The sequence below is a fragment of the Streptomyces sp. NEAU-174 genome (assembly GCF_052665095.1).
This window is the reverse complement of record NZ_JBQTCE010000026.1, coordinates 91,543-114,270: the sequence shown is the minus strand read 5'-3', so window position 1 is coordinate 114,270 and position 22,728 is coordinate 91,543. Positions and strand designations below refer to the sequence as shown.

Here is a 22,728-nt window from a genome sequence, read left to right as displayed (position 1 = left end):
GCCCGCAGTCCTCGAGGCCTTCTCGCGGCCGCGGCCGCTGATCGAGGGCGCCGCAGCGGCCGGCGACCCGATCGAGGTCCTCCCGGCCGTCTTCCACGCCCTGTGGCACCACACGCTGACGACAGCACTCAAGGCGCCGCTGCACGAACGGGTCATCGTCAGTCCCGGTTCCCTCCGCGAGGCATGTGGCGCAGCGCCGGCGGGGAAGCCGGCACGATGACGCCGGCGCCGGGCGTGGCGAGGAGAGCCAGGGCTGCGTCCCCGCGGCCGAGTGCCCGGCGTCAGACGAGGGGTGCGGCGGGGCTTGCGCCGGGTGCGGGGAGGCGGTGTGAGCAGCAGCCGACAGAGCGGTCGGCCGGTGGTGGCGGTCGCGTCTCATGTTCGCTTCCGCGGATTGCGGTGGCAGGTCGTTGCCCTGGCCGGGCAGTGCGTTCACCTGGCCGGCGAGGACGGCAGTGATGAAGCGGTGCTCGCCGGGCACCTCTTCACCGATCCAGGCTTCGCCCTCCTGGGGGCAGAGGCGCAGCAGCCTCAGGCGGTGCCGGGCACCAGTATGGCCCGCCGAAAGAATGTGCGCGGGGATGTCGATCCCGGCAGGCTCTGTACGACGCAGGGGTGAGAGAACGACATCAGCACGAGAGGCGAAGGCCATGCCCAAGGTCCGCGTACACAACGTGACGATCTCCCTCGACGGCTTCGCGGCCGGCTCGAACCAGCGACTGGACGCCCCGTTCGGCGACGGTGTCGGCTGGGGTGAGGACCTGCACAGCTGGTTCGTCTCCGCGGCGGAAGATTCCGCCGCGGGGAAGACCGGAATCGATGTCGACTACTTCGCCCGCGGCGAGCAGAACATCGGCGCCACGATCATGGGGCGGAACATGTTCGGCCCGCAGCGCGGGCCGTGGGAGGACGAGTCCTGGAAGGGCTGGTGGGGCGACAACCCGCCCTACCACCACGACGTTTTCGTGCACACCCACCATCTGCGCCCGACGCTGGAGATGGCCGGCGGAACGACCTTCCACTTCACCGACGAGCCGCTGGAGACGGTGCTCCAGCGCGCGTTCGACGCCGCGGGCGGCAAAGACGTCCGGATCGGCGGCGGCGCGGCGGTCATCCAGCAGTATCTGCGCGCCGGGCTGATCGACGAGTTCCACCTCGTGATCGCGCCGCTGCTCATCGGGCGCGGCGAGCGGCTGCTCGACAATCTGGGCAACGGGATCGACGGCTACCGGGTGTCCGAGCTGGTCAGCTCGCCGACCGTCACGCACGCGGTGCTGGTCCGCCGCTGACACGCGGGGCCAGGGTTCGCCGGGCTGGGTGTGCTGCCGCGCCCGCCTCGGTGGTTCCTCGTCGTGGTCCTGAACCCCCGGCGGACCCGGGCCGGGGTGAGCCGGCCGGAGCTCGTGGGCTTCTCCCAGGGCCGACGGAGGTCCGCGGCGAGGGACCGGGCGAGCCGGAGCAGGGTTGGGCGACGATCAGAATCCAGGTCCAGCGGTCCGCCGCCTGGGGAGTACGACGTTTCGGGGGTGGTCCACAGCCCAGGGTCTGCTTCGCGAAGCCGAAGGTGTGCTCCAGATCGAAGCGACGCAGACATGCCTGCCAGAAGCGGTCCACCTCGTGGGGGGGGTGGCGCCGGTTTTGAAGGACCATAACCACAAAGGACCATAACCACACTGGCAGGGCATCCCGTTCCTTCGACAGATGCTCGACCTTCAGCCGACATCAACCTCCCTTCGACCAGCGGAAGTCCGCCGTCGTGGTCGAGCCAGGAGGAGCGGTGGGTGAGCCTTGGGCGGACCCGGTCCCCTGCCTGGGCTTCGGCCTGGCCGTCGTTGGTCGTGTCCGTGGTGATCGCAGGCTCGGGCCAGGTCTCCGGCATGGTGAACCGCAATTCCGGGCCGTGCTTGAGCGGCCGGCTGTTGACGCCGTGCATTCCCGGTGCTTCCGGCAGCCGCATCACACGGTCGGAGCCGACCCGGCCGGCCAGTTCGACCGGCAGGTCGCGCAGGACCCAGGCCAGGCGGGTGACGTCGTAGCCGGCATCGCTGACGATCACGATATACGGGACCCCGGCCTGCCATTGACCAGCGGCGATGAGCCGCTCGACGACACCCCGCAACAGGGCGGCGGCGATCGCGGTCGCCTCGTCCGCCGGTCCGAGCCGGACCACGTCCAGGACCGCGGTCCACGACGTGGCGCCCGGCTCCAGCACAGCCACGAAAGAGCAGGGCCGGCCCGGAATGCACTGCGAGGCCGTCTTCACACGCCCGTAGGGACGTGGCAGAACAGGCACTGCGCCGAGCATGGCGCATCCAGGCGAAACCACGGCGGCACATCGACCGCCAAGACCGCAGGCCCACCGCCGAACCGCGGCAACGACAGCCCGGCCGGCACCGTCCACAGCCCATCGACGTCACCGTCCACAGCCGACCGACGTCGAACCGGCCGTGGATCAAACCCCCGCACATCGCTCCGTGTCCACCTCGATACTCGGGCAACAACGCCAAGTCCACCGGCGACCTCACCACACCCTCCACACACCACACCCTCCACACACAGCACCACGCCCACCCACGCCAACAACTCCCCACACCAAACAGTCACACACTCGGAGAACCCGCCCCGGAAGCGTGACGCTTCCGCCAGCGCTTTCCCTCCGGACAGCATCAGGCAGCCGACTCACCCTCACGGCCTTCGTCATGATCACGTGCACCTTGGCCGGAGCACATGATCAGACGAAGGCCGCCCCCGCGTCTGGCGAACCCCCAGGTCAGCGGCTTTGGTCCGAGACACCGTTCGAGACGGGAGAAGAGAGAACAAGCTCATCGGGCGAGAGGCTCGGGGAGACCTGTGAGCCGGATGCCGGCGTGGGTGTTGTAACGCCTGTTGATCCCGATCAGCAGCGCGGTGATCCGCTCGCAGACACCGCTGATGTCCAGCAGGCCGCAGTCGACGGTGCGCAGCCCGGGGATACGGTCGATGAGATCCGCGGCCAGGACCTTGTCGGCCGTGTGATCGCCGCAGAGCAATACGTCCTCGTCCAGCCGGAGCTCGATGTCCTGCAAGGTGGCGGCGCTGACCGTCTGGAGAGCCGAGACCACGCTTGTGCCGTCCGGCAGCAGGGCCTGGGCCTGTTCGGCGGCAGAACCGGCCCAGGGGACGATGGGACGCAGGCCGCGGGGCCCGGCGGGCAGAAGGGGCGCGGTCGTGTCGATGACCAGTTGTCCGGGCTGGATGGCTTTGGCGATGGAGCGCATCGTCTCGACGTGTGCGCTGAAGGGCACGGCGACGACCACCGCCGCCGCGCCTTCGATCATGGTGGTGTTGTCCCCGCCGACCGCTCCGGGGAGTCTGTCGGCGCAGCCCTGCGCCGCTTGTGCACGGCGGGATCCGATGCGGACGTTGACGCCGCTGTGGGCCCACCGGGTGGCGAGCCCGAGACCGAGGGCGCCGGTGCCGCCGACGATGGCGACGGTGTTCTCGTGGTGCGTTGGTGTGGCGGGGAGCGAGTCCGGCTGAGTGACTGTCATGGGTGATCGCCTTCGGTCGGCTGGTTCGGGGGTGGAGAATGCTGGTCATTCGCTGAGGGGGTGGCTGTGTGCGTTGTGTGCGGGGCCGATCCACACGCTCTTGACGTTGGTGAACTGACGCAGTCCGAAGGCGCCCAGCTCGCGTCCGTAGCCGCTGCGTTTGATGCCGCCGAACGGCAGCCGCGGGTCGGAGGCGACGATCCCGTTGACGAACACCGCGCCGGCCTCGATGCCGGGAATCAGGCGATCGGCGCGCTCGAGGTCGGTTGTCCACAGCGCGGCGCCGAGACCGAATTCGGTGGCGTTGGCGATGTCGACGGCCTGGGCCGGGTCCGTCGCGGAGACGACGGCGGCCACCGGCCCGAACGTCTCTTCCGCTGCGACAGCCATCGTCGGGGTGACCTGGTCCAGGACGGCGGGCACATAGAAGTACCCGGGGCCGTCGGGGACCGTGCCGCCGGTGACGACGCGGGCGCCCGCTGCGGTGCTGCGCTCGACCTGGTCGACGAGGTCGGAGCGAAGACCGGACCGGGCGAGCGGGCCGATCGTTACGTCTGGGCGGAACGGGTCGCCCACGGTCAGGGCGGCGACACCGGCGGTAAACGCGTCGGTGAATTCCTCGACGACCGTTTCCTCGACGATGAACCGTTTGGCGGAGATGCAGCTCTGCCCGGTGTTGTGCATGCGTGCGCTGACCGCCGCCGCGGCGGCGGCCGGGACGTCCGCGTCGGCGAGGACGATGAAGGGGTCCGAGCCGCCGAGTTCGAGGACCTGGGGCTTGAGGTGGTGCGCGGCCATGGCAGCGACGGCAGAGCCCACTTCGGTCGATCCGGTGAGGGTCACGGCGTGGATGCGGGGATCGGCTATGAGGTCCGGCACCGCGTCGGGGCCGACGAGCAGCGTGGTGAACAGACCGGGCGGGCAGCCGGCCCGGTTCCAGATGTCGGCGATGGCCAGGGCACAACGCGGCACGTTCGAGGCGTGTTTGAGCACGGCACCGTTGCCCGCCAGCAGCGCGGGCGGCGCGAAGCGGAACACCTGCCAGAGCGGATAGTTCCAGGGCATGACCGCCAGGACCAGGCCCAGCGGGTCGAAGGCGACGTGGCTGCGGGCGGCCCCGGTTGCCACGGGCTGGTGCCTCAGTAGTTCCGGTCCCTGCCTCGCGTAGTACTCGCAAGCCCGGGCGCACTTGTCGACCTCGGCTTCCGCTTCGGCGATGGGCTTGCCCATCTCCTCGGTGATGAGTGCGGCGAGTTGGTCCCGTTCGGCGCGCAGCAGCGCGGCGGCCCGCTCGAGGTGCTCCGCCCGTGCGGTGACGGGTATCGTCCGCCACCTCCTGGCGGCCAGGGATGCCCGCTCGAGTGCCGCGTCGACAGCAGTCGGCGAGTGGGGGGTGAACTGGGCGATGACTTCCCCGGTGGCCGGGTTGACGGAAGTGATCTGGTGAACGGCCATGGTGGCCTCACTCCTTGGGGGTTGAGGTGATGGTCCGCGAAGGGCGGGCATGTCCGCCGGTGGAGTGTCTCGGGGCGCTCCTCGCGTGGCCCGATCAGGCGAGGGACGTGCGGCCGACCAGCTCCGGGTCGGGGCCGCTCCACAGCACGTCGTCGCCGGCGACCCGCTCGTGCGCGGCGGGCGAGGCAAGCGCCTGGAGGACTTCGCCGGCGACCTGCTCGTACCATCGCGCCACTTCGGCGGGATAGTCGGCGTAGCTGCCGTTCTCCCGCAGCACGGGCCCCTCGACGGTCGGGATGTCCGTGACGCCGTCGTAGGTGACGGTGTAGGGCTTGCCCAGACGGGCCGCGGTGGGCGCGTCGATGGTTGCGTCCAGCTTGATCCACCGGCCGTTGAGGAAGGCTTCGCCGAGCGAGTGCCAGGGCAGTGGCCGTCCGACCGGCCCTCCCCACAGGGTGCGGACCTCCGGTGAGAGGAATTCCATCTTCGGGGCGTGGAGCGCCTGGAACGCGATGCGGGCAGGGATGCGGGCGGCCCTGGACAGGGCGGCGAACGAACTCGCCTTGCCCATGCAGAAGGCGACACCGTGGGCGAGGACGTCGCTGGCCGCCGATTCGCCCTCGGCGAGATAGCGGAACGAGGCGAGGATGTCGTAGGGCAGGTCGCGGACGTAGTGGTAGATGCGGCCCAGTCGTTCGCTGTCGGTGGTGGCACCGTCGGTCAGCTCTCGTGCGGTGGACACCACGAGCGGGTGGTCGGAATCGATGTAGGCGGTCGGCCTCAGGTACGCCTCGTCGATGGTGGTGAGCTCGTTGTGCGCGGTGGTCTCGGAGGTCACGCAGTGGCCCTTCGTTTTAGTCGTTGGCGTCGTGGTCGCGCGGCCGGGGTCAGATGGGTTGCGTGCGGTGTGCGGGCTTGATGTGGGGCAGGATCTGCTCCCCGACGACGTCGAGACAGGTCGAGTCCGCGACGTCGGGGATGGTGAACAGGAAGTGGTCGATGCCGGCATCCTGGTAGGCGCGGATGCGCTCGACACAGGCTTCCGGCGTCCCGGTGATCACTCCGGTGTCGGGAATCGACTGGAAGCGGGTACGCAGCTCCTCCTGCTGTGCCGGGGAGTCGGTCGGTGCGAGCAGGGTGGTGATCGACAGGCGCAGGGTCGCCGGGTCGCGGCCGATCGCCTCGCACTCACGGTCCAGGAACGCGCGGCGCTCCGCGCACTTCTCGGCGGGCCACCACCGGACGTTGATGCCGTTGGCGTGCCGGGCGGCGATGCGGTGGACCCGCAGTCCCTCGCCGCCCACCCACAGGGGCGGATGCGGCTGCTGGAGCGGGGGCGGATCGCAGACCGCCCCCTCGATGCTGTAGAAGTCGCCGTGGAAGGTCGGGTGCGGGTCGGTCCACACCTGGCGCATCACCTGGAGCGACTCGCCGAGCGCGGTGACCCGGTCCCCGGTCGGGGGGAACGGGATGCCGTATGCCTGGTACTCCTGCTGGAACCAGCCCGCTCCCATGCCCAGGTCCAGCCGGCCGCCGGAGATGACATCGAAGGTGGCGGCCATCTTGGCGAGCACGGCGGGGTAGCGGTAGGAGTTGCACAGCACACTGGTGCCCAGGCGCACGGTGGTGGTGTCACGGGACAGGGCCGACAGCGCGGTCCAGCATTCGAGCAGCGGGACCGACGACGAGCGGCTGTGCCGGGCATCGCCGTCGCTCCCGGGTCCGGCGGTGATGCCCGCGTCCCGGACGTAGTCGTCGGGGCTGAGGGTCAGGAAGTGGTCGCACAGCCACACGGAGTCGAATCCCCAGGACTCGGCGGCCTGCGCGGCGCGGACCATGTCGGGATAGTTCCCCACGGCGAGGCCGCGGATGGTCAGGGCCAGGATCAGCCCGATATGCGGCTCGGGCTCGTGGGCGGGACCCGCGCCGCAGGGATCGTCGTCGTTCATGGACGTGGCCTTTCTGTCATGTCGGTCATGCCGGCCGGGGCACCGGAGACGGTGCGGGGAAGCGTTACGGTGAATCCGTAGCGTTCCGGGCGGTAGTGGAAGATCACGACTTCCAGTGGACGGCCGTCGTGGCCGTAGCTGACCCGCTCCAGGACGAGCACGGGTGCGGACTCCTCGATCTCCAGCGCCGCGGCGACGTCCGGAGAAGCCGCGGCCGCGTGGATCTGGTGCCGGGCCTGCGCGATCCGCACTCCCAGGCGCTGCTCCCACATCGTGTACGTGGTCTCGGTGGCGGGTTCGCCGGAGCGCAGCGGCCCGGCCGCCTCCAGCACCCGCGTCGGGAGGTGGATCGTGACGAGCGCGACCGGCTTCTCCCCGTCCCCGTACCGGCGCCGGATCGTCAGCACCTCGGACTCCCCGAGGACCTGCGCGACGTGGGGCGCAGCGGATTCGACCCCGAAGCCCAGGACGTCGATGTGCGGTGTGACGCCCTGTTCGAGCAGGACCTCGGTGATGGTGCGCACGCCGGAGGACAGCTCCTGGTCCACCGGTTCGGAGACGAAGGTGCCCAGTCCTTGCTTGCGTACCACCCAGCCCTGCGACTCCAGTGCACCTACGGCGGCACGGACCGTGATGCGGCTCAGACCGGTCTCAGCCATCAGCTCCCGTTCCGTGGGCAGCCGCGTTCCCGGCGGCAGCTGCTGCTTGAGGATCAGTGCCTTGATCTGCTCCGCCAGCTGCGTCGTCGCCGATGTCCGGCCCCGTTCGATCCGGAATCCGGCGGCCGACAGGTCGAAGCGGGGCTCGTTGCCCATGTCAGATGTCATAAGTCGTATTGAACCCGGCAGCAGGCCCGGACGCGTAACCACCCCTTCGGGTGTCACGGCCGGCGGGGTCACCGAACCCTTGACGCATGTCATAAGACGTTTTATAACGTCTTACATCTGGTGGGCGCAAGTAGCCCCCGCCGGCAATCAAAGGAGTCCCCGTGACAGACCACAACCACGTGACCGTGATCGCCCGCTTCACCCCGGCCCCAGACCGCGCTCCGCAGCTTCAGGCCCTGCTCGAAGGAATGATCGCCCCGACCCGCTCCGAGCCGGGATGCCGCTCCTACGACCTCTACACCACCGGGACGCAAGCCCCGGACTTCGTCCTCCTGGAGCGCTACCAGGACTTTGCGGCCCTGGAGGCGCACCGCACGACGGCCCACTACACGGCGTACCGCGCCCAGCTGTCCGACCTCCTCGCCGAACCGGTCGAGGTTTCCGTCCTCAGGCCGGTCAACGTCATCGGCTGACAACGGGCACGTCGCGACGTCGCGCGACCGCTCAGACGTCGCGCGACCGCTCAAAGGAGAGCACCATGTCCGACCTGCAAAACGACGTGTCGCCCCCCAGAACTCCCGGCCCGTCCCCCGCCGTGCGCCACATCGACAAAAGCAGCCGCCGTGCGCTGTTCGCGTCCTGGCTGGGATGGACCTTCGACGGGTTCGAGACCTACGCCCTCGTCCTCGTCGGCCCCACGGCCGTCGTGGCGGTGGGCACCGAAGCACAGCTGGCAGACCTTCCCGCCTACGTCAGCGGCCTGCTGGCGGCCACCCTCGCCGGCTGGGCGCTCGGCGGGATCCTCGCCGGCTTCGCGGCCGACCGACTCGGCCGACGCCGCACCCTCATCCTCTCCATCCTCTGGTACGCCCTCTTCACCGGTCTGACCGCACTCGCACCCGACTACTGGTGGCTGCTCGCGCTGCGCTTCATCACCGGCATGGGACTGGGAGCGGAGTGGGGCAGCGCCACCGCCCTGATCGGCGAACTCTGGCCGGACCGTTCACGAGGACGAGCCGCCGCAGTACTTCAGTCGGGCTTCGGCGTCGGCGCCGTCATCGCCGCGCTGGCCTGGTACCTGCTGGAGCCCGTGGGCGACAACGCCTGGCGCTACCTCTTCCTGACCGGCACGCTCCCGGCACTCATCGTCCTCTACGTACGGCGGGCCGTCCGCGACCCGCAGATGTGGACCTCGGTCCGCGACCGGCGGCGCAAGGCCAAAGCCGCCCAAGAAGCCGGCAACACCGTCCCAGCCGCGGACAGGGAACTCCTGCGCTCCCCCTTCACCGCCGTCTTCGCCCACGCCCACCTACGCCGCCGCGGGCTGCGGCTGCTCGTGCTGACTGTCGTGTCGGTCATCGGCCTGTACGCCGTGTCGGCCTGGATCCCCCCATACACCGCCCAACTCGCCAAGGACACCGGCGAGACGGGCACCCGATGGGGTGCCAACGCCGGCCTGGTGTTCAACGGCGCCTCCGTACCCGGCTACCTCCTGCTCGGCTACCTGGCCGACCGCTGGGGCCGAAAACCCACCATGCTCCTCTACTACGCCGCATCCGCGGCCGTCGTCCCGGTCCTCTTCTACGCCGTCCACACCCCGCAGGCAGCACTGGCCGTGGCAGCCGCGGCCGGGTTCTTCATCCTGGGCCAGTTCGCCTGGATGCCCATCTACATGCCCGAACTGTTCCCCACCCCGGGCCGCGCCACCGCGATCTCCGCGGTGTTCAACTCCGCGCGCATCGCAGGCGCGCTGGTCACCCTCGGCACCGGAATGCTCATCAGCCTGCTCGGCGGGATCACCGCCGCTGCCACCGTCGTCGGAGTGGCGATGTACATCACCGCCATCGCCACCGTCTGGTCCACCGGACCCGAGACCAAAGGACAACCCCTCCCCCGGTAAACCGCATCCAGGCCCCCACGGCCACAACCACACAACAGCAGCCGGCGGGACCACCAGCGAACACCCCCTGACCGGCCAGACCACCCGGCCCCGCGCCAAGAACGCCGGAGGGCTCCCGAAGGCTCCGCGCCCCTGATCCACAACAGCCGGCCCACCCGAGCCGTACGGTCGGCCGGCGATCGAACAGCAGACAAGCATCAACCTCCCCAGCTGAGTGCAGTCACGCCAGGTGAAACCCGACAACCGACATGAAGCCGGACCAGCAGGCGGCACGCAACGCAGACCGCCCGCATTCTGCGGCTTAGCAGCACCTGGCAGATCACCGAGGCCAACGTCCCGGAATCGCGCCGATACCCCCAATCTGCCAAGACCTTGCATATCCATCCGACGGCGTCGTCGACGAGCTCGGCCCCGAACACCCGGCGGGCCAGGGCCGGTCGCATAAAGCGGCCGAGCTGGTCGAAGCCCGTGAACTCGCCCAGCAGATAGGCGCAGGCGATCACGAACGGCCGGGCATCGGGGCCGAACTGGCCACCCCATGAGCGTCAGAACCCAGCGCCGTCAGCGTTGATCAGGTCCGCCCAGCTCTGCACCGACCAGCCCCACAAAGCCCGGCGGAGTTCGCCACAGCGCATCAGTATCAGCCCAGCCGCATCTCGCGCATACCGCTGCTGATGACGGTCTTCCGGCAGCCAGTGCAGGGCTACGAGTGCCTCCGCCAACGGCCGCATCAGCTGGGATCGGCTCGCCCGGGTTGATGAGCGTGTCCATCAGGACGTCACCGGCCGCGGTGATGACCCCGAGGGTCTACGATGCGGGCCTCGTCATGCAGGCCCGTGGTCTCCGTATCCAATATGACCGTGTCCGGATCGGCGAGGACCTCCCGCGCCCACTCCTCGAGCGCCTCGACCTCGAGCCGCCGCATTTCGATGGCACGCTCTTCGGCCTCCCGCCGCTCCCGCTCCCGTTCGGCCCGTTCCCGCTCGTCCCGCTCGGCGCAGGGCGGACACCAGCGCGGTCCGCACCACGTCCCGGCGGCCCACTCGGCGGCGACCTCCTCATCCGTCGCGGCCACCTTGTGGCAATCCCGGCCGGGCACGCCGACCGACCGTCGCCGTCCTGAACACGCTCGCCGACGTCTTCGGTTGTACTATCGACGCATTACTGGACTATGAGGACCGCCAAGCACTCCCGAACAGCGACCGGGCGATCCTCACCCGACTGGCCCCTGCCGAACCCCACGGAGCCGACCTGGTGCGCCTCGCCGCAGACGAGTCCATGACCTGGGCACGCTGGGCGGAATCCTCCAACGTCGTTGACCTCACGCTGGCCCAGCTGATGGGACAGACACGGTTCCTGGCTGCCGAATACCTCAAGCCCGACTCGAATCCCGTCGACCTGTTCAGCCGGGCCCGTCACCTGCGCATCCGCATCTTCTCGCTACTCGAAGGACATCAGCATCCCCATCAGGCCAGCGACCTGTACCTGGCCGGCGGCTACGTCTGCGGCCTGCTGGCGTGGATCTCTTCCGATCTCGGTCATACGGCCGAGGCGGAGGCGCAGGGGCTGACGGCCTGGCTCTGCGCCGAGCTGTCGCGCAACAACACCCTCAGGTCGTGGGTCCTCTCAGTGCGGTCGAAGACCGCCTTCTGGGACACGCTGGAAGGACGCCATCCAGCACGCCCGCCGTGGAGCCCTCTACACCCCGTCCGGGACGGTCGCTGTTCTGCTCGCCTGCCAGGAGGCCGACGCCTGGTCGAAACTCGGAGCCACCGACGCGGCAGTGGCCGCACTCGCCCTCGCCGATACCGCCCGGGACTCGGCTGAGGGCGGAGACGACACCGGCGGCCTTTTCGCCTGCGGACCGACGCGACAGGAAAACTACACCGCCGCGGTACCCTTGCGCCTCGGCCAAGCGGCTGCCGCACTACACGCCGCAGACCATGCGCTGGATCTCATCAGCACTCAGCCGGTCCGGGCATACGGCACCCTCGCACAGATCCATATCAGCCGCGCGGCGGCATACCTGGCCATGGACGAGCCCGAAGGCGCCCATGAGGCACTCTCACCCGTCCTTGCCCTCCCCCCGGACCGCCGCCTCGCCACGGTCACCGACCGCCTGATGGAAGTCGCAACGACTCTCGGCCAGGTGCGCGACACCGGCAGAGCAGGCGCCGGACTGCGCGCAGCAATCGAGGAGTTCCGCTTGAACTCGGCGCCGCGGCGCCTTGCCCTCTCGCCAGGACAGACCGCGGGCTGATTGGATCCTGGCTATGACGACTCTGCCCAGGAGCATGCGGAACCACTGGTGGTGGCGGCCCGGCTGGGGCGTCGGCCGGCGCTTCTACACCTGGCACCTCACATTCGAGGGTCAGCACGATGTGCATCGCCTGGCCGCCGAGTACCGAGCCGGGCTCGGGCCGCTGGGCCCCGCTCTCACTCCCATCCCCGATCGGTGGCTGCACCTGACCATGCAGGGCATCGGCTTCGTCAACGAGGTCGCGGAAAGAGACGTCAAGGCCGTTGTGGAAGCGGCGCGTGCCCGTCTTCTGGCCGTGCCTGCTTTCGACCTCCAGCTCGGGCCGGAGGTCATCGACCCCGAAGCCGTGCTCCTGCCCGCTCATCCCAGCGAGCCGGTCCAGGACGTCAGGGACGCGATCCGAGCCGCCATCGGCGATGTCCTCGGCGAGGTGCCGGAGAGTGCCGACGGATTCAGACCGCACGTGTCTGTCGCCTACTCCGCCGCCGACGGCCCGGCCGCCCCCGTCTCCAAGGCCCTCGCCGCGCTCGACGCCCGGCCCGCCCACGCCCGCATCACCACGGCAGAGCTGATCGTCATCCACCGTGACAACCTCATGTACGAGTGGGAGCCCTACGCAACAGCGCCACTCGGCTGAAGGCATCCCCGCGTTGCCCGCCGGACGAGGACCAGGTCCCCGAAGACCACACGGCTGTGAAGAGTGCGTCAGCGGTTGGCCTCCTCTGTGGACGGAGTCGCTTCTCCGGTCGTTTCACTCTTCGTGCGGAGGCGCTCGTCGTGGTTGCGGAGAGCGGGTCGGATGAGCCGGAGCGACTGCGGATTGGCATGAGTCTGAGGGGCTCAAGGCAGACGGGTGATCGTCATGGGCGTACGACCGAAACGAACGGCTGGCCAACGCGTTACAGCGGGCCGGGATCAGCAACCGGGACCTGGCCCGACGCGTCAATGTCCGTGCGGCGGCCGCCGGACTCAACATCGCGGTCGACTTCGCGCGGGTGGGGCGATGGCTCAAGGGCGAGCATCCCCGGGATCCGGTGCCCCGGATCGTCGCCGAGGTGCTCAGCCAGACGCTAGGGCCGTTGACGCTGGCACGAGTACGCCCGGAGCGATCTGCTGCTCAGCCGCCGCGACATGGCCCAACTCGCCGCCGGCCTGCCCCTCATTGCGGCCGCCGAACGACTGTGGTGGGCCGACCCGCCCGCCGACACCACGGCGGCCGGCACAGCGGCCCGGGTCGGCAAGGAGGATGTCGCCGGCATCGAGCGGCTCGTCCGCCATTTCCGCGACCTTGACGGTCGGCATGGAGGAGCGCTGTTCCGGGCGGCCATCGTGGCCCAGCTGCAAGACGTCACCGAACTGCTGGCCCACCCTCCACTCCGGCCGTCGACCGGCGGCTGCGCCAGACTGCCGTCGACCTCGCGCAGCTGGCCGGGTGGACCGCGCACGACGCGGGCTACTACGGGACGGCACAGCGGTACTGGACCCACGCCATCACGCTCGCCCGGCAAGCCGGGGACCCGGGGCGCGGCGCCGAGGTGATGTCCCGTCTGGCGCACCAGATGGTCTACCTCGGCCGCCCCGATGACGCTCTCCAACTGCTCGGCGTGGCCGTCCGCACTGCGGCCGCCGCCCACAACCTGCGGCTGACGGCCATGCTCACCGCGCAGCGCGGCCGGATGCTCGCGGCCGTCGGAGACGCCCAGGCGTCCCTGGCGACGCTCGCCCAGGCCCAGGAACACCTGGCGCGGGCCGAGGAGAGCGGGGAGAGGATCGAGGACTGGATCGCCTACTTCACCGCCGCCGAGCTCGCCGGGGCGACAGCGGTCGCCTACCGCGACCTGCACACCCTGCACGGCAAGCCGGTGGGCAAGGCCAGCCTCCATTTCGCGACCGCCATCGAGCAGCGCGGTGCCGGGTATGAGCGGGTCCGGGCCATGGACATGGTCGGCATGGCCGCCGCCCACCTGGAAGAGGACAACCTCGAAGAAGCCTGTGTCGTCGCCAGGCAGGCCCTCGACCTTGCCGAACGCCTCGATTCCACCCTGATCCGCTCTCGCGTACTGACCCTCGCCACCGCAACCGACCGGGTCAGCAGTCACCCCCAGGTGGTGGAGCTCCACCAGCGCCTCGGAGGCTGGGCCGCTCCCGGTCTGCATGCCGCTTGACCGGCTGGTGATCCTTCTTCGTTGGCGCGCGCCTCGCACTCGGAAAGGGAGGCCGATGGCCTCCCCATTTTCTTGTTGGCCTGCTGCGGAACGTCAGCTGGCGCGCGTGATGATGGCGTCTTCCCTGCCTTCGTCCAGGACGTCGAGCAACGCGTCCGCGCCTTCGCGGCCACCCCGCCCGGTCGTCGGGAGCTGATATGTCAGGCGATGCTGGTCTGGTCGACCTGCCGCAGTGCGTCGGACAGCTCACCGGGGTCAACGAATCGGGGTCGGGTGGGGTGCAGAGTGCTGAGCCACGCGGCGGAGATGGATCCGCGCTGACCTGTCGGCATGAGCAGCCATGATCCGGCTGTCAGGGAGCGGGTGCCTTGTACTGTGCACCGGTGGGCGGTGCCGGCGGGGACGTGGACGATGAACTCCTGGCGGACGTAGTCGGCCAGCACGGAATAGCCGGGGCCCACGGGAAGGCCGAGGCTGGTGAGGGCGGACAGGCCGCGTTGCAGCGGCGCGATGACGATGGCGTCCCACTCCATCCCGCAGTTGACCAGCCTCGTGCCCTACGGCGAGGAACTCCACGCGGTTTCCTCCGGCTCGACCAGCGCGGACCATCCAGGGCCGGTCTCAGCCTTCGGCGTGTTCGACACCGCTCCTCCTGAACAGGTCGGTCCCGGATCCCCCGGACCTCTCCCGTGCCCGCACGTCGGCTCCCGCCGGGTGCCCGGCGCTGCCGGACGGAGTGAGGCGGACGGTGCCCTGGACGGTGACGACGGCGGGGCCGGTGAGGTCTATGGCGCCGTCGGGGCGTACCGCGATGTGGAGGCGGCCGCCGGGCAGGTCGGCGGTGTAGTGGACAGCGATGGGCGGGTGCGGCTGGTGGGCGCGGGCGGCGGCGACGGCGACGCAGGCTCCGGTGCCGCAGGCGCGGGTCTCGCCGACGACTCGTTCGTGGACGCGCAGCTGGAGGTGGTGGGGGCCGCGGGTGGTGACGAACCGGTGTGGTCGCTGGGGACGTAGACCCTGCGGGTTCCGGCGCGGGTGGCGATGAGGAAGGCGCCGGACCGGTGCAGACCGGTGTCGACGAGGAGGCGCAGGCCGTTGCCGCACATGGCGCCCAGGTCCGTGATCGCCCACCACCGCCGCGCGCTCACTGTCCACACCGTCACACGTTCGAGCACAGCTGCCCCCACCGCGTAACGACCTGGATAGAGGAGGGTCCCGAACCCGGGAGCGGGTTCGGGACCCTCCTCACGCAGTCCCTCGTTCAGCCTGCGCAGCAGGCGACGGACGGCGACGATGTCCGCCGCGGCGGCCCGCACGCGGTCGGTGGTACCGCGGGCGGGCCGACGACCGCGCACGGGCACCAGCCCCCGGTTCAGGCGGTATGCCATGACCTCCCCGGGCTCACCCGGCTTGTGGACAACCCCAGCCGAGCGTCTCGCCAAGTGCCTGGCAGCTTCAGGTGATCGTGTAAGGCCTGAGGTAGCCCCTCCGGGCGTACCCCGCAGTCTTTCCGTCGAGATGCTCCAAGGCGCAAGAGCGGCCGTGCGCCTCCAACAGCATGACCGCGGTGCAGATTGCGAGAGTGTGGATCTGGTCCGGCAGGGCTAGATCTTCGACCGCGCGGGTAAGTCCGATCTCCTTCCTGGCAACGCGTCGAAGGGCCGTTGTCGTCGCGAACTCGACCTCTACCGGGGCCAGGGCCGCCAGCGCGTCGGCTCCGCCGAGCAGGGTCTCTATCCGGTCAGGACAACAGGTGTGACTGAGCGGCCGAGTTGGCCCGTGACGCTTGAGTTGGGGCCCGGGTGAGCGTCGTGGTCGGCCCGCAGGGCGCAACTCAAGTCGTCAGGATGTGCCCGCGAAGACGACGTCCTTGGTCTCGACCGCCCCAGCGGTCCGCCCCGGCGCCGTCTGGTAGGTCCAGTACAGATTCGTGTGCGCGATGACCTGGTCCGGCTGCGGCGCACCCCATGCCGTCTTGTCGCCCGTCGTGTGGGCGTCGCTGACCAGGGTCGCGTCGTACCCTCTGGCGAACGCACCGTGGAGCGTCGAGCGGATGCACGCGTCGGTCTCCGCGCCGACGACGACGAGCCGCCCAACACCGAGGCCCGACAGCACGGTCTCCAGAGTGGTGTCTTCGAAGGAGTCGCCGTAGCTCTTCTCGACGAGCGGCTCGGCGTCCGCTGGAGTGAGCTCCGGGACGATCCGCCAATCGTCGCTCCCCCTCGTGAGCTCCTCGTCAAAGTGCTGGACCCAGACGACCGGGACCCCCTCCTGCCGCGCCCGCTCGACGAGGCTGGCGACGTTCGCGACGACCACGTCGCGCTGGTGGGCCCCTTCGACGACACCCTTCTGCACGTCGACGACAAGGAGCGCGGTGTTTGGCCGACTCTCCAATGTGGTCATGATCCTCCTCTACTCGCGCTGGGCTCGTGTCTACGCACGGTAGCCCCGCCCACCGACAGCGGGCCGGACGTCGATCAGCGCCGCCGCCCAGATCTTGCGCAAACCACGCAGGTGAGCAAAGCGACCTCTGCCCTGCGGGCCAACCACGAAACGGGCCGCTGAAGCGCTCACGGGCCAACTCAGCCGCTCAGTCACAACAGGGCTACCGACACTCCGGGCGCGTTCACCGCGACTCAAGAATCGAACAGGCGTATCATTCTGGCCATGGCCAGAGCCTTCTTCCCCTCGGACCTGCTCGACCCGCAGGAAGAACTCCACCAGGTCGCCGGCGACCTCACGGTGCTTCTCAAGAGCCTCCCGTGGTCCGTTGAGCCGCACCCGGGGTTCAGTGATACCGACATCTGGCGCCCGCGGAAGCGCCCCCGACCGACGGCTGGTCCGAGGAGGACCAAGCGGAGGTTCAGCGGCTGCGGGACCGGCAGCGGGAGCTGACCCTCAACCTCGTCACCCATCCCTTCTGGGCAACCCTGGAGGGCCCGGACTGCGTGACTGCTCGCCTCGACCGCCGCAGCGCCGGGGGCGGCTGGTGGTACGAGGTGCGTCTGCCCGTATGGGCCGAGGTGGAGCTGCCGAACCGCATCACGGTCGAGCCCGGCTCGATCGTGATGTGCGTCCCCGCCCGCCTGATCAATGCCATCGAGGGCACCGACTACTCCGCCGTGCCGACCCGGCGGAAACCCCGGCCAGCCCGGCCGCCCCACTCCTCCCCCGCCGCCCCGGCAGGCCGGTGGAGCGTGCAGCACCTGCCCGCACCCGCCGGCGGCCCCGGGCGCCTGGTCATCCACCACGAGTCATGCTGGATACCGACCGGCGACGCAGACCTCACCCTCGGCCAGGCGCTACGCGAACTCACCCCGCCGGGCAGCGAACCATGCACCGCCTGCGATGCCCGCCATCTCCCGACGCCCTGAAGCCGACGGGGGCGGTATCGCCCGCCGGGCGCCCCAGCGCAACCCAGCAGGGCCCGGCTCCAGTACCTACATCAGGCAGATAAGTGGTCTGAGCTGGGCACTCTGCCGTTGGCGTGTCTACGCTTGTAGGATCTCTCGGCTCATGACATGAGGCAGCCTGCTGACCTGGTGCTCTGCGACCAGTCTCACGGTGTGGCATAGGAGATCCGTCTCACGAGGGTGGCCATTTCCTCAGTGCAGACGGCAGACTCCGGCGGGGACCTCGAACTCCCCGCGCCCCGCTCGACACGAACCAACTCCCGCCGATCCTGATCTCTATCCGGATCTTGAGGCTGCCGGCAGCCTGGCCGCGGCCCTGGTATTGGCTGCTGCCGGGCAGGGCCTCGATCTGGGTGCGGTGCTGAGCAACGCTTCGGACCCGCTGCGGACAGCCGGCGTCACAAGCACGATCCCCGGTCGGGAACCCTGCTGGATCTTCATCGGATCAGAGAGCCGTTGGTTCCACATCAACGGCCCGTACCAAGGGGTTCAGCTGCTCTCGGGCTCGACTTCCGATCTGGGCAAACTGGCCCGAGCTGCGGCAGGTTGGCGTAACGGGGCCAGGCTCCGCGAGATCCAGGAGGATGCTTCCTTCATCGAGGTGAGCGAGCTGGCCGAAGCACATGAACACGGCGCAGCCGAAGCAGTCACCGTGCAGTGGCGGATCCTCTTGGAGGACTTGCGCCAGGAGGCCGATCGACTCGACCTCGCCCGCCAGACACTGGCGCTCGCCGAGGCCGCGTCCGCCGAACCCAAGCTGAGGCAGTTGTATCCGTTCACCAGCCACTGGTCACTTCACTTCACGACCTGCACCGGGTTCCCGTACTCATGGGACGTGCCGTTCATCGATCCGCTGAGCGACGGCCGGTATCGCGTCTGCGGTCCTTCTCCTGGAACGGTCATCGGTGAAGCTGACACCGCAGCTGCGGCTATCGCCATGGTGATGAGCTCGCTTCCCGCGAACTGCGGGCCTGCTGTCGCAGGCACCGCAAACGATCAGCGTCAGGGCTGACTCGTGCTGCCCCCCAGCCCGGGCGATTGCCCGCAACGCCACGGTGCCAGCACACTGTTCTCGGGGAGTCCGCACTGCGGCCGGACCACCCAAACGAGTGAGGGCCCTGACCAGCTGTCCTGTCGAAGCACATCTGTCAGATAGCGAGCCGTTGACGTGCTGTGATGCCAGGTCGTTTGAGAAGGCGGAGGCCCGGGGTTCTCAAACGACCTGGCTTTCGCGGAAGTCGCGATCTCGATAGAGGCAGAACCTCCGGTAGAGGGGGCCTGGGGTCCGAGAGTGGTGTAGATCCGTGCAAATCATCGGCTCAGCTCGGCGGTCGTCGCCAGATAGAGCTCCTTGGGATCGAGGGCGGCTGTGGGCGGGGCGAGGATCAGATGCGTCAGCACCACGATCTCGGGGAACGCTGCGAGGTGACTGCGGTCCTCAGCCGAGACCTTCTTGCCCGGCGAAGTCAGTCTCCGTCTCATCCAGCCGGGATAGAGGTCTGAGGGGCATCCGCGCCCGGCCGTCACGCGGGTCGCTACCCGACCGCCCAGTCCCCGGTGCGGGCGAACAGCTCGATGTCGGCCTCGTACGGCGCGGGGTCGAGTCCCCGCGCACGCACCCACTCCGTATTGAGGTGGGTGTTCCGGTACGGATCAGCGACGTCGCCGATAATGGTGACGACGCTGCCCCGCATCCCCATTTGGTGCATCCGTGCCACGAGGTGGCACGTTCCCCAGAAGTTGGTGCCGGTCGCCGGTCCGGCTTCGATCCCGGCAGCAGTGCGAAGCCACCGCATGGCCGCAATGGACGCCGCGTCCAGTACCGGGATCATCAAGTCGATCACCGCCGGCAGGAAGCCGGGCTCGGTGCGTGGGCGACCGATGCCAGGTATCCGCGAGGGCATCCCCGTGGTGTAGTCGCCACACCCGCTCGCCCACGCGGGGAAGTAGGCGGAGTTCTCCGGGTCCACCACGGCCAGCCGCGTCGAATGACCGTGTCGCCGCAGGTGGCGTCCGATCGCTGCCGAAGTCGCCCCGGTTCCGGCACCAGTGACGATCCACTCCGGGATCGGGTGCGATTCCCCGCTCATCTGCTCGAAGATCTCGTCGGCGATCGTCGGCTCACCACACCCGGCCACCGCCCGGTCCGCGTCGCTGAAGTGGTCCAGGAAGTGGCCGCCGAGCTGCTCGGCCAACGCCCGCGCCTCCTCCTGCACCGCGGCGGGCGGCTGCTCGCCCACCTGCCACCGTCCGCCCTCCCCTTCGATCCTGGCCAGGACGTCCGCAGAGGTCTTCGCCGGTACGACAGCGGTGAACACCAGGCCCAGCAGCCTCGCGAAGTGGGCTCCGGCGACAGCAACCGCTCCGCTCGTAGCCGCGATCACCGGTGTGTCCGACCTGATAGCACCGCTGGCGATCGCCTCACAGAACATGGCCCGCACCAGGCGATACTTCATGCTGCCTGTGGGATGCGCGGACTCGTCCTTGACGTAGATCTCGACGTCCCGGATCGCGAGTCGCGGAAGCGGACGCAGGGGCGTCGGTGTCAGATGCAGGCCGTCTGTCCGTACCCGCCGGATCGCGTCCGCAGCCCACGAGTTCGGGTGTCCCGTAGTCATGATCGGACCCTACTGGAGCCGCGACACCGGGCAGGTCGCCATGCTCAACGGTCATGGTCGACAACGAACCTGCCGCTGCGCCTGCTACCGCGCTTCGGCTCGGCCATACTCCTTGATCGACTGGATTGGATGACACGGCGGCCGGCTTCGGTGAGAACGGTCACGCAGTGAGAATCCGACAGCACGAACGAGAACGAGTGAGAATCCGGCAGCTTCAATGCGACAGGACACCAGCCAGTCTCAGATTCGTGTCCGATCGGCTACCGACAGGACATCGGCCATGAGATCCCGTTTGGAGCGGAGCTGCCAGTTTCGGGCTCGTGACTTCTCTGAACTACTGACCACTGAGGATTTCGTTAGTTTTGTGGTGGTTGAGTATGGATCGTAAGTCCCGTGTGGGTGAGGAAGGACCAGCGGCTAAGAAACGCCCGCTGCCGCCCGTCGAGGTACCTGTACAGTCTTCAGCCACCTGAAGTAGGTTGACGATCAGAATCGGGCTCGTCGACGCGCTGGTGGCTGGGTAGCGCGTCTCCTCGACATGCCCGATGGAGACATCAGTGTCGTATCGCTCCCTGCTGCGTGTCGCAGGCGTCGGCTTCTTTCCCTTGGGATTCCTCGCCCGCCTGCCGTACGCAACCTCCGCCCTCTCCACACTCATCCTGCTCCAGGCATCGACCCGGAGCTATGCATTCGCCGGACTCGCCAGTGCCGCCCAGAGCATCGCCATCGCCGTCGGCGGCCCCACAGTCGGGGTCTTAGCCGACCGCTACGGGCACCGGCCTGTCGGGACCGCTGCCGCGCTCGCCAACTTCGGTGCCTGGGCAATCCTGCTGGCCACGTGCCACGGCACTCGGGAGAGCATGTTCGCCGCGGCCACTCTGGTGGGCCTGACCCAGCCTCAAGTCGGCCCTCTCGTACGCGTGCACTGGTCACGTCTGGTGCGCTCGCACGACGAGCACCACCTGTTGTCCGCGGCTCTGTCCTACGAGGCATCCGCAGATGAGATGAGCTTCGTCGCTGGACCCGCGCTTGTCGGGTTACTGGCGTCAGTGAGCCCCCTCGCGCCAGCCGTGACGACTATGTTCCTGATCGCAGGAAGCACTATCCCTTTCGCCCTGCTCTACACCCACCGCCCGACACCGTGGCCCCTTTCAGGGGTGCGCCTGAAGTCGCAGCTACCGCGTCGCCCCTTGGCCGTCATGTTCCTGGCGATGGTCGCGATGGGGGCGATCTTCGGTGCGGTCCAGACAGCTGTCACCGTGTATGCCGACACGATCGACAAGCCCGGTGCCTCAGGGCTCCTGTACGCCGAATTCGGTATCGGCAGTGCCTTGGCGGGTGCCGCCTGCGCCTGGATCCCGCAGCGTTTCTCCCTGCGCGCTCGTTACGTCTCATTCGCTGCGGGACTCTTCGTCGGCATAGGTGTTCTCTTCGTCGGCGCCCAACTGGTGTCTGTTCCCCTGGCTATCGCGCCGGCAAGCCTCACCATCGCGCCCTACATGATCAGCCTGTACACCTTGACCGAACGACTCGCCCCCGTTGAACGGGCAGCGGTCGCCATGACCATCTTGTGCGCTGGCGGTCCCCTAGGGACAGCCGCCGGACAGGCCGTATCCGGTGGCCTCGCGGAGGCACACGGCCTCGAAGGTGCTCTCGTGGTAGCTCTCGTCGTCGCGGCCGGCGCGCTCCTGCTCGCGCTCTCGGCATTCCTGGCCGACCGGAATCGCAGCATCTGGATCATCGATCCCGTGCCCACCGAGAACCAGGTGCCTGGAGTTCCTGCCGAAGATGTACAGAACGCCCTCTGAGACGCACAGGGACAGAGGGCGTAGCCCGTCGGCCATACAGAAGTCGAGTGCGATGTTGGCATAGGCCGCCTGAGCCCGAATCGCCACCGCAATCACGATGGGGAAGCTCCTGTAACGCGCATCAGCGCTGGTGTCACCGACGCCGAAATCACCGCGGCCTGCGGGATTTCGGCCTCACCGACAGCAGCTTCAGGACGTCCTGCGGTGCCGCCAAGGTGGTGTCGGCGAGCTCGTCGGGGTCGTACATGTGGCCCCACGCGGCGGCGGCGCCGTGGCACCGTGCCTTCGCGGCGGCACGCAGGTCCAGGGGTGAGTCTCCGACATACACCACGCGCTGCGGCTCGGTCCGCAGCTGTTCGGTGGCAAGCAGCAGACCGTCGGCGGCGGGCTTGGGGTTGAGGATGTGGTCGCCGCCGATGAGGAGATCGACCCTGAGGCCCGCGGTTTTCAGCAGCACGGCTGCCGCCCGGCTGCTGGCCCCGGTAAACACTGCTACCGCTCGTCCGTTCCTGCGTAACGCCTGTAATGTCGGCATTACTCCGGGATAGGGGGCGACCCGCACCTCGTCCAACTCCCGGTAGTACGCTTCCGTCTCCAGCCGGGACAGCTTCCGGCCAACCAGATACTCGAGGATCACCTCTGGCGTCCCACGCCAGTACGCGGCGACGACTTCGTGGAGGTCCACCTCGGGCCCGCCCAGAGCGCGCACGGCCCGGACGAACGCCGCCGGAACCACCTGACTGGAGTCCAGCAGGGTCCCGTCCATGTCCCAGACCACTTCTTCCAAATCCATCCGCTCATCC

The 22,728-nt window shown here is 68.9% G+C and carries 25 protein-coding genes and 2 pseudogenes; 13 read left to right on the top strand and 14 right to left on the bottom strand.

From position 1 onward, the window contains the following. From ACT2CW_RS45735 to ACT2CW_RS45725, 3 genes and pseudogenes are all read left to right on the top strand, one after another. Nucleotides 1-220 (top strand): annotated as a pseudogene (locus tag ACT2CW_RS45735) (TnsA-like heteromeric transposase endonuclease subunit); the annotation flags it as partial. Nucleotides 221-328: 108 nt separating this feature from the next. Continuing rightward, entirely contained in the window at nt 329-619 is a 291-nt protein-coding gene (locus tag ACT2CW_RS45730) for a hypothetical protein (RefSeq protein ID WP_445520847.1), read from the top strand. Between the two features lie 31 nt (nt 620-650). Continuing rightward, complete coding sequence (locus ACT2CW_RS45725) at nt 651-1,289, top strand: dihydrofolate reductase family protein (protein WP_445520846.1); 639 nt, start codon at nt 651-653, stop codon at nt 1,287-1,289. Here ACT2CW_RS45725 and ACT2CW_RS45720 read toward each other — a convergent pair. The 6 genes from ACT2CW_RS45720 to ACT2CW_RS45695 all read right to left on the bottom strand — a co-directional run bounded on the left by ACT2CW_RS45720 (nt 1,226) and on the right by ACT2CW_RS45695 (nt 7,761). Further along, complete coding sequence (locus tag ACT2CW_RS45720) at nt 1,226-2,305, bottom strand: transposase (protein ID WP_445520845.1); 1,080 nt, start codon at nt 2,303-2,305, stop codon at nt 1,226-1,228. The two genes, ACT2CW_RS45725 and ACT2CW_RS45720, sit on opposite strands and share 64 nt — an antisense overlap. Before the next feature lie 517 nt (nt 2,306-2,822). Beyond that, nucleotides 2,823-3,530 (bottom strand): NADPH-dependent F420 reductase, encoded by a 708-nt coding sequence (gene npdG / locus ACT2CW_RS45715; RefSeq protein WP_445520844.1) that lies wholly within the window; start codon nt 3,528-3,530, stop codon nt 2,823-2,825. A 45-nt stretch (nt 3,531-3,575) separates the two neighbouring features. Next, entirely contained in the window at nt 3,576-4,985 is a 1,410-nt protein-coding gene (locus ACT2CW_RS45710) for an NAD-dependent succinate-semialdehyde dehydrogenase (protein ID WP_445520843.1), read from the bottom strand. A 94-nt stretch (nt 4,986-5,079) separates the two neighbouring features. Continuing rightward, nucleotides 5,080-5,823, bottom strand: coding sequence for a transglutaminase-like domain-containing protein (locus ACT2CW_RS45705; RefSeq protein WP_445520842.1), 744 nt, complete (start codon nt 5,821-5,823; stop codon nt 5,080-5,082). Nucleotides 5,824-5,872: 49 nt separating this feature from the next. After that, nucleotides 5,873-6,934: a TIGR03619 family F420-dependent LLM class oxidoreductase gene (locus ACT2CW_RS45700; protein WP_445520841.1), complete on the bottom strand. Its 1,062-nt coding sequence runs from the start codon at nt 6,932-6,934 to the stop codon at nt 5,873-5,875. Continuing rightward, nucleotides 6,931-7,761 (bottom strand): GntR family transcriptional regulator, encoded by an 831-nt coding sequence (locus ACT2CW_RS45695; RefSeq protein WP_445520840.1) that lies wholly within the window; start codon nt 7,759-7,761, stop codon nt 6,931-6,933. The genes ACT2CW_RS45700 and ACT2CW_RS45695 overlap by 4 nt, the downstream gene beginning before the upstream one ends. Nucleotides 7,762-7,922: 161 nt before the next feature. Here ACT2CW_RS45695 and ACT2CW_RS45690 point away from each other — a divergent pair, with 161 nt between their 5' ends. Both ACT2CW_RS45690 and ACT2CW_RS45685 read left to right on the top strand, forming a co-directional pair. Next, nucleotides 7,923-8,234: a putative quinol monooxygenase gene (locus tag ACT2CW_RS45690; RefSeq protein ID WP_445520839.1), complete on the top strand. Its 312-nt coding sequence runs from the start codon at nt 7,923-7,925 to the stop codon at nt 8,232-8,234. Between the two features lie 65 nt (nt 8,235-8,299). Further along, nucleotides 8,300-9,661: an MFS transporter gene (locus ACT2CW_RS45685; RefSeq protein WP_445520838.1), complete on the top strand. Its 1,362-nt coding sequence runs from the start codon at nt 8,300-8,302 to the stop codon at nt 9,659-9,661. 778 nt (nt 9,662-10,439) lie between these two features. Here the strand turns inward: ACT2CW_RS45685 and ACT2CW_RS45680 are convergent. Next, a complete protein-coding gene (locus ACT2CW_RS45680; protein ID WP_445520837.1) occupies nt 10,440-10,736 on the bottom strand; it encodes a hypothetical protein in 297 nt (98 codons plus the stop codon). A 179-nt stretch (nt 10,737-10,915) separates the two neighbouring features. Here ACT2CW_RS45680 and ACT2CW_RS45675 point away from each other — a divergent pair, with 179 nt between their 5' ends. Genes ACT2CW_RS45675 through ACT2CW_RS45665 form a run of 3 tightly spaced genes read left to right on the top strand, consistent with a single transcriptional unit; the run spans nt 10,916 to nt 12,558 of the window. Further along, nucleotides 10,916-11,488: a hypothetical protein gene (locus tag ACT2CW_RS45675; protein WP_445520836.1), complete on the top strand. Its 573-nt coding sequence runs from the start codon at nt 10,916-10,918 to the stop codon at nt 11,486-11,488. Beyond that, entirely contained in the window at nt 11,445-11,921 is a 477-nt protein-coding gene (locus ACT2CW_RS45670) for a hypothetical protein (RefSeq protein WP_445520835.1), read from the top strand. The genes ACT2CW_RS45675 and ACT2CW_RS45670 overlap by 44 nt, the downstream gene beginning before the upstream one ends. Nucleotides 11,922-11,934: 13 nt before the next feature. Next, nucleotides 11,935-12,558 (top strand): 2'-5' RNA ligase family protein, encoded by a 624-nt coding sequence (locus ACT2CW_RS45665; protein WP_445520834.1) that lies wholly within the window; start codon nt 11,935-11,937, stop codon nt 12,556-12,558. Nucleotides 12,559-12,980: 422 nt separating this feature from the next. On the opposite strand, the gene ACT2CW_RS45660 is transcribed toward ACT2CW_RS45665, so the two are convergent. Next, the gene (locus ACT2CW_RS45660; RefSeq protein ID WP_445520833.1) at nt 12,981-13,289 is read right to left on the bottom strand and encodes a hypothetical protein; all 309 of its coding nucleotides are present in this window, start codon (nt 13,287-13,289) and stop codon (nt 12,981-12,983) included. A 170-nt stretch (nt 13,290-13,459) separates the two neighbouring features. Here ACT2CW_RS45660 and ACT2CW_RS45655 point away from each other — a divergent pair, with 170 nt between their 5' ends. Next, nucleotides 13,460-14,086: a hypothetical protein gene (locus ACT2CW_RS45655; RefSeq protein ID WP_445520832.1), complete on the top strand. Its 627-nt coding sequence runs from the start codon at nt 13,460-13,462 to the stop codon at nt 14,084-14,086. A gap of 200 nt (nt 14,087-14,286) precedes the next feature. Here ACT2CW_RS45655 and ACT2CW_RS45650 read toward each other — a convergent pair whose 3' ends face one another. From ACT2CW_RS45650 to ACT2CW_RS45640, 3 genes are all read right to left on the bottom strand, one after another. Further along, on the bottom strand, nt 14,287-14,619 hold the full coding sequence (locus ACT2CW_RS45650) for a hypothetical protein (protein ID WP_445520831.1): 333 nt from the start codon (nt 14,617-14,619) through the stop codon (nt 14,287-14,289). Between the two features lie 88 nt (nt 14,620-14,707). Further along, nucleotides 14,708-15,190 carry a hypothetical protein gene (locus ACT2CW_RS45645; RefSeq protein ID WP_445520854.1) on the bottom strand — a complete coding sequence of 161 codons (483 nt, stop codon included), beginning with the start codon at nt 15,188-15,190 and terminating at the stop codon, nt 14,708-14,710. A gap of 738 nt (nt 15,191-15,928) precedes the next feature. Further along, nucleotides 15,929-16,489, bottom strand: coding sequence for a cysteine hydrolase family protein (locus ACT2CW_RS45640; RefSeq protein ID WP_445520830.1), 561 nt, complete (start codon nt 16,487-16,489; stop codon nt 15,929-15,931). Between the two features lie 264 nt (nt 16,490-16,753). Between ACT2CW_RS45640 and ACT2CW_RS45635 the strand changes: the two are divergent. The 3 genes and pseudogenes from ACT2CW_RS45635 to ACT2CW_RS45625 all read left to right on the top strand — a co-directional run. Next, nucleotides 16,754-17,064: pseudogene (locus ACT2CW_RS45635) on the top strand (hypothetical protein); the annotation flags it as partial. Between the two features lie 21 nt (nt 17,065-17,085). Further along, nucleotides 17,086-17,460, top strand: coding sequence for a DUF6233 domain-containing protein (locus ACT2CW_RS45630; protein WP_445520853.1), 375 nt, complete (start codon nt 17,086-17,088; stop codon nt 17,458-17,460). 397 nt (nt 17,461-17,857) lie between these two features. Then, the gene (locus tag ACT2CW_RS45625; protein WP_445520829.1) at nt 17,858-18,511 is read left to right on the top strand and encodes a DUF6193 family natural product biosynthesis protein; all 654 of its coding nucleotides are present in this window, start codon (nt 17,858-17,860) and stop codon (nt 18,509-18,511) included. 299 nt (nt 18,512-18,810) lie between these two features. Here the strand turns inward: ACT2CW_RS45625 and ACT2CW_RS45620 are convergent, their stop codons facing one another. Continuing rightward, entirely contained in the window at nt 18,811-18,981 is a 171-nt protein-coding gene (locus tag ACT2CW_RS45620) for a hypothetical protein (protein ID WP_445520828.1), read from the bottom strand. Nucleotides 18,982-19,034: 53 nt separating this feature from the next. Continuing rightward, nucleotides 19,035-20,117: a PLP-dependent cysteine synthase family protein gene (locus ACT2CW_RS45615; protein WP_445520827.1), complete on the bottom strand. Its 1,083-nt coding sequence runs from the start codon at nt 20,115-20,117 to the stop codon at nt 19,035-19,037. Between the two features lie 557 nt (nt 20,118-20,674). On the opposite strand from ACT2CW_RS45615, the gene ACT2CW_RS45610 reads away from it, so the two are divergent. Continuing rightward, the gene (locus ACT2CW_RS45610) at nt 20,675-21,925 is read left to right on the top strand and encodes an MFS transporter (protein ID WP_445520826.1); all 1,251 of its coding nucleotides are present in this window, start codon (nt 20,675-20,677) and stop codon (nt 21,923-21,925) included. A gap of 148 nt (nt 21,926-22,073) precedes the next feature. Here the strand turns inward: ACT2CW_RS45610 and ACT2CW_RS45605 are convergent, their stop codons facing one another. Further along, the gene (locus tag ACT2CW_RS45605; RefSeq protein ID WP_445520825.1) at nt 22,074-22,718 is read right to left on the bottom strand and encodes an HAD family hydrolase; all 645 of its coding nucleotides are present in this window, start codon (nt 22,716-22,718) and stop codon (nt 22,074-22,076) included. Nucleotides 22,719-22,728 lie beyond the last annotated feature (10 nt).

Coding starts and splice junctions, on each gene's coding strand:
- ACT2CW_RS45725 (WP_445520846.1), top strand. CDS start 651: ATGCCCAAGGTCCGCGTACACAACGTGACGATCTCCCTCGACGGCTTC.
- ACT2CW_RS45720 (WP_445520845.1), bottom strand. CDS start 2,305: ATGCTCGGCGCAGTGCCTGTTCTGCCACGTCCCTACGGGCGTGTGAAG.
- npdG (WP_445520844.1), bottom strand. CDS start 3,530: ATGACAGTCACTCAGCCGGACTCGCTCCCCGCCACACCAACGCACCAC.
- ACT2CW_RS45710 (WP_445520843.1), bottom strand. CDS start 4,985: ATGGCCGTTCACCAGATCACTTCCGTCAACCCGGCCACCGGGGAAGTC.
- ACT2CW_RS45700 (WP_445520841.1), bottom strand. CDS start 6,934: ATGAACGACGACGATCCCTGCGGCGCGGGTCCCGCCCACGAGCCCGAG.
- ACT2CW_RS45695 (WP_445520840.1), bottom strand. CDS start 7,761: ATGACATCTGACATGGGCAACGAGCCCCGCTTCGACCTGTCGGCCGCC.
- ACT2CW_RS45685 (WP_445520838.1), top strand. CDS start 8,300: ATGTCCGACCTGCAAAACGACGTGTCGCCCCCCAGAACTCCCGGCCCG.
- ACT2CW_RS45665 (WP_445520834.1), top strand. CDS start 11,935: ATGACGACTCTGCCCAGGAGCATGCGGAACCACTGGTGGTGGCGGCCC.
- ACT2CW_RS45655 (WP_445520832.1), top strand. CDS start 13,460: ATGTCCCGTCTGGCGCACCAGATGGTCTACCTCGGCCGCCCCGATGAC.
- ACT2CW_RS45650 (WP_445520831.1), bottom strand. CDS start 14,619: ATGGAGTGGGACGCCATCGTCATCGCGCCGCTGCAACGCGGCCTGTCC.
- ACT2CW_RS45640 (WP_445520830.1), bottom strand. CDS start 16,489: ATGACCACATTGGAGAGTCGGCCAAACACCGCGCTCCTTGTCGTCGAC.
- ACT2CW_RS45620 (WP_445520828.1), bottom strand. CDS start 18,981: ATGAGACGGAGACTGACTTCGCCGGGCAAGAAGGTCTCGGCTGAGGAC.
- ACT2CW_RS45615 (WP_445520827.1), bottom strand. CDS start 20,117: ATGACTACGGGACACCCGAACTCGTGGGCTGCGGACGCGATCCGGCGG.
- ACT2CW_RS45605 (WP_445520825.1), bottom strand. CDS start 22,718: ATGGATTTGGAAGAAGTGGTCTGGGACATGGACGGGACCCTGCTGGAC.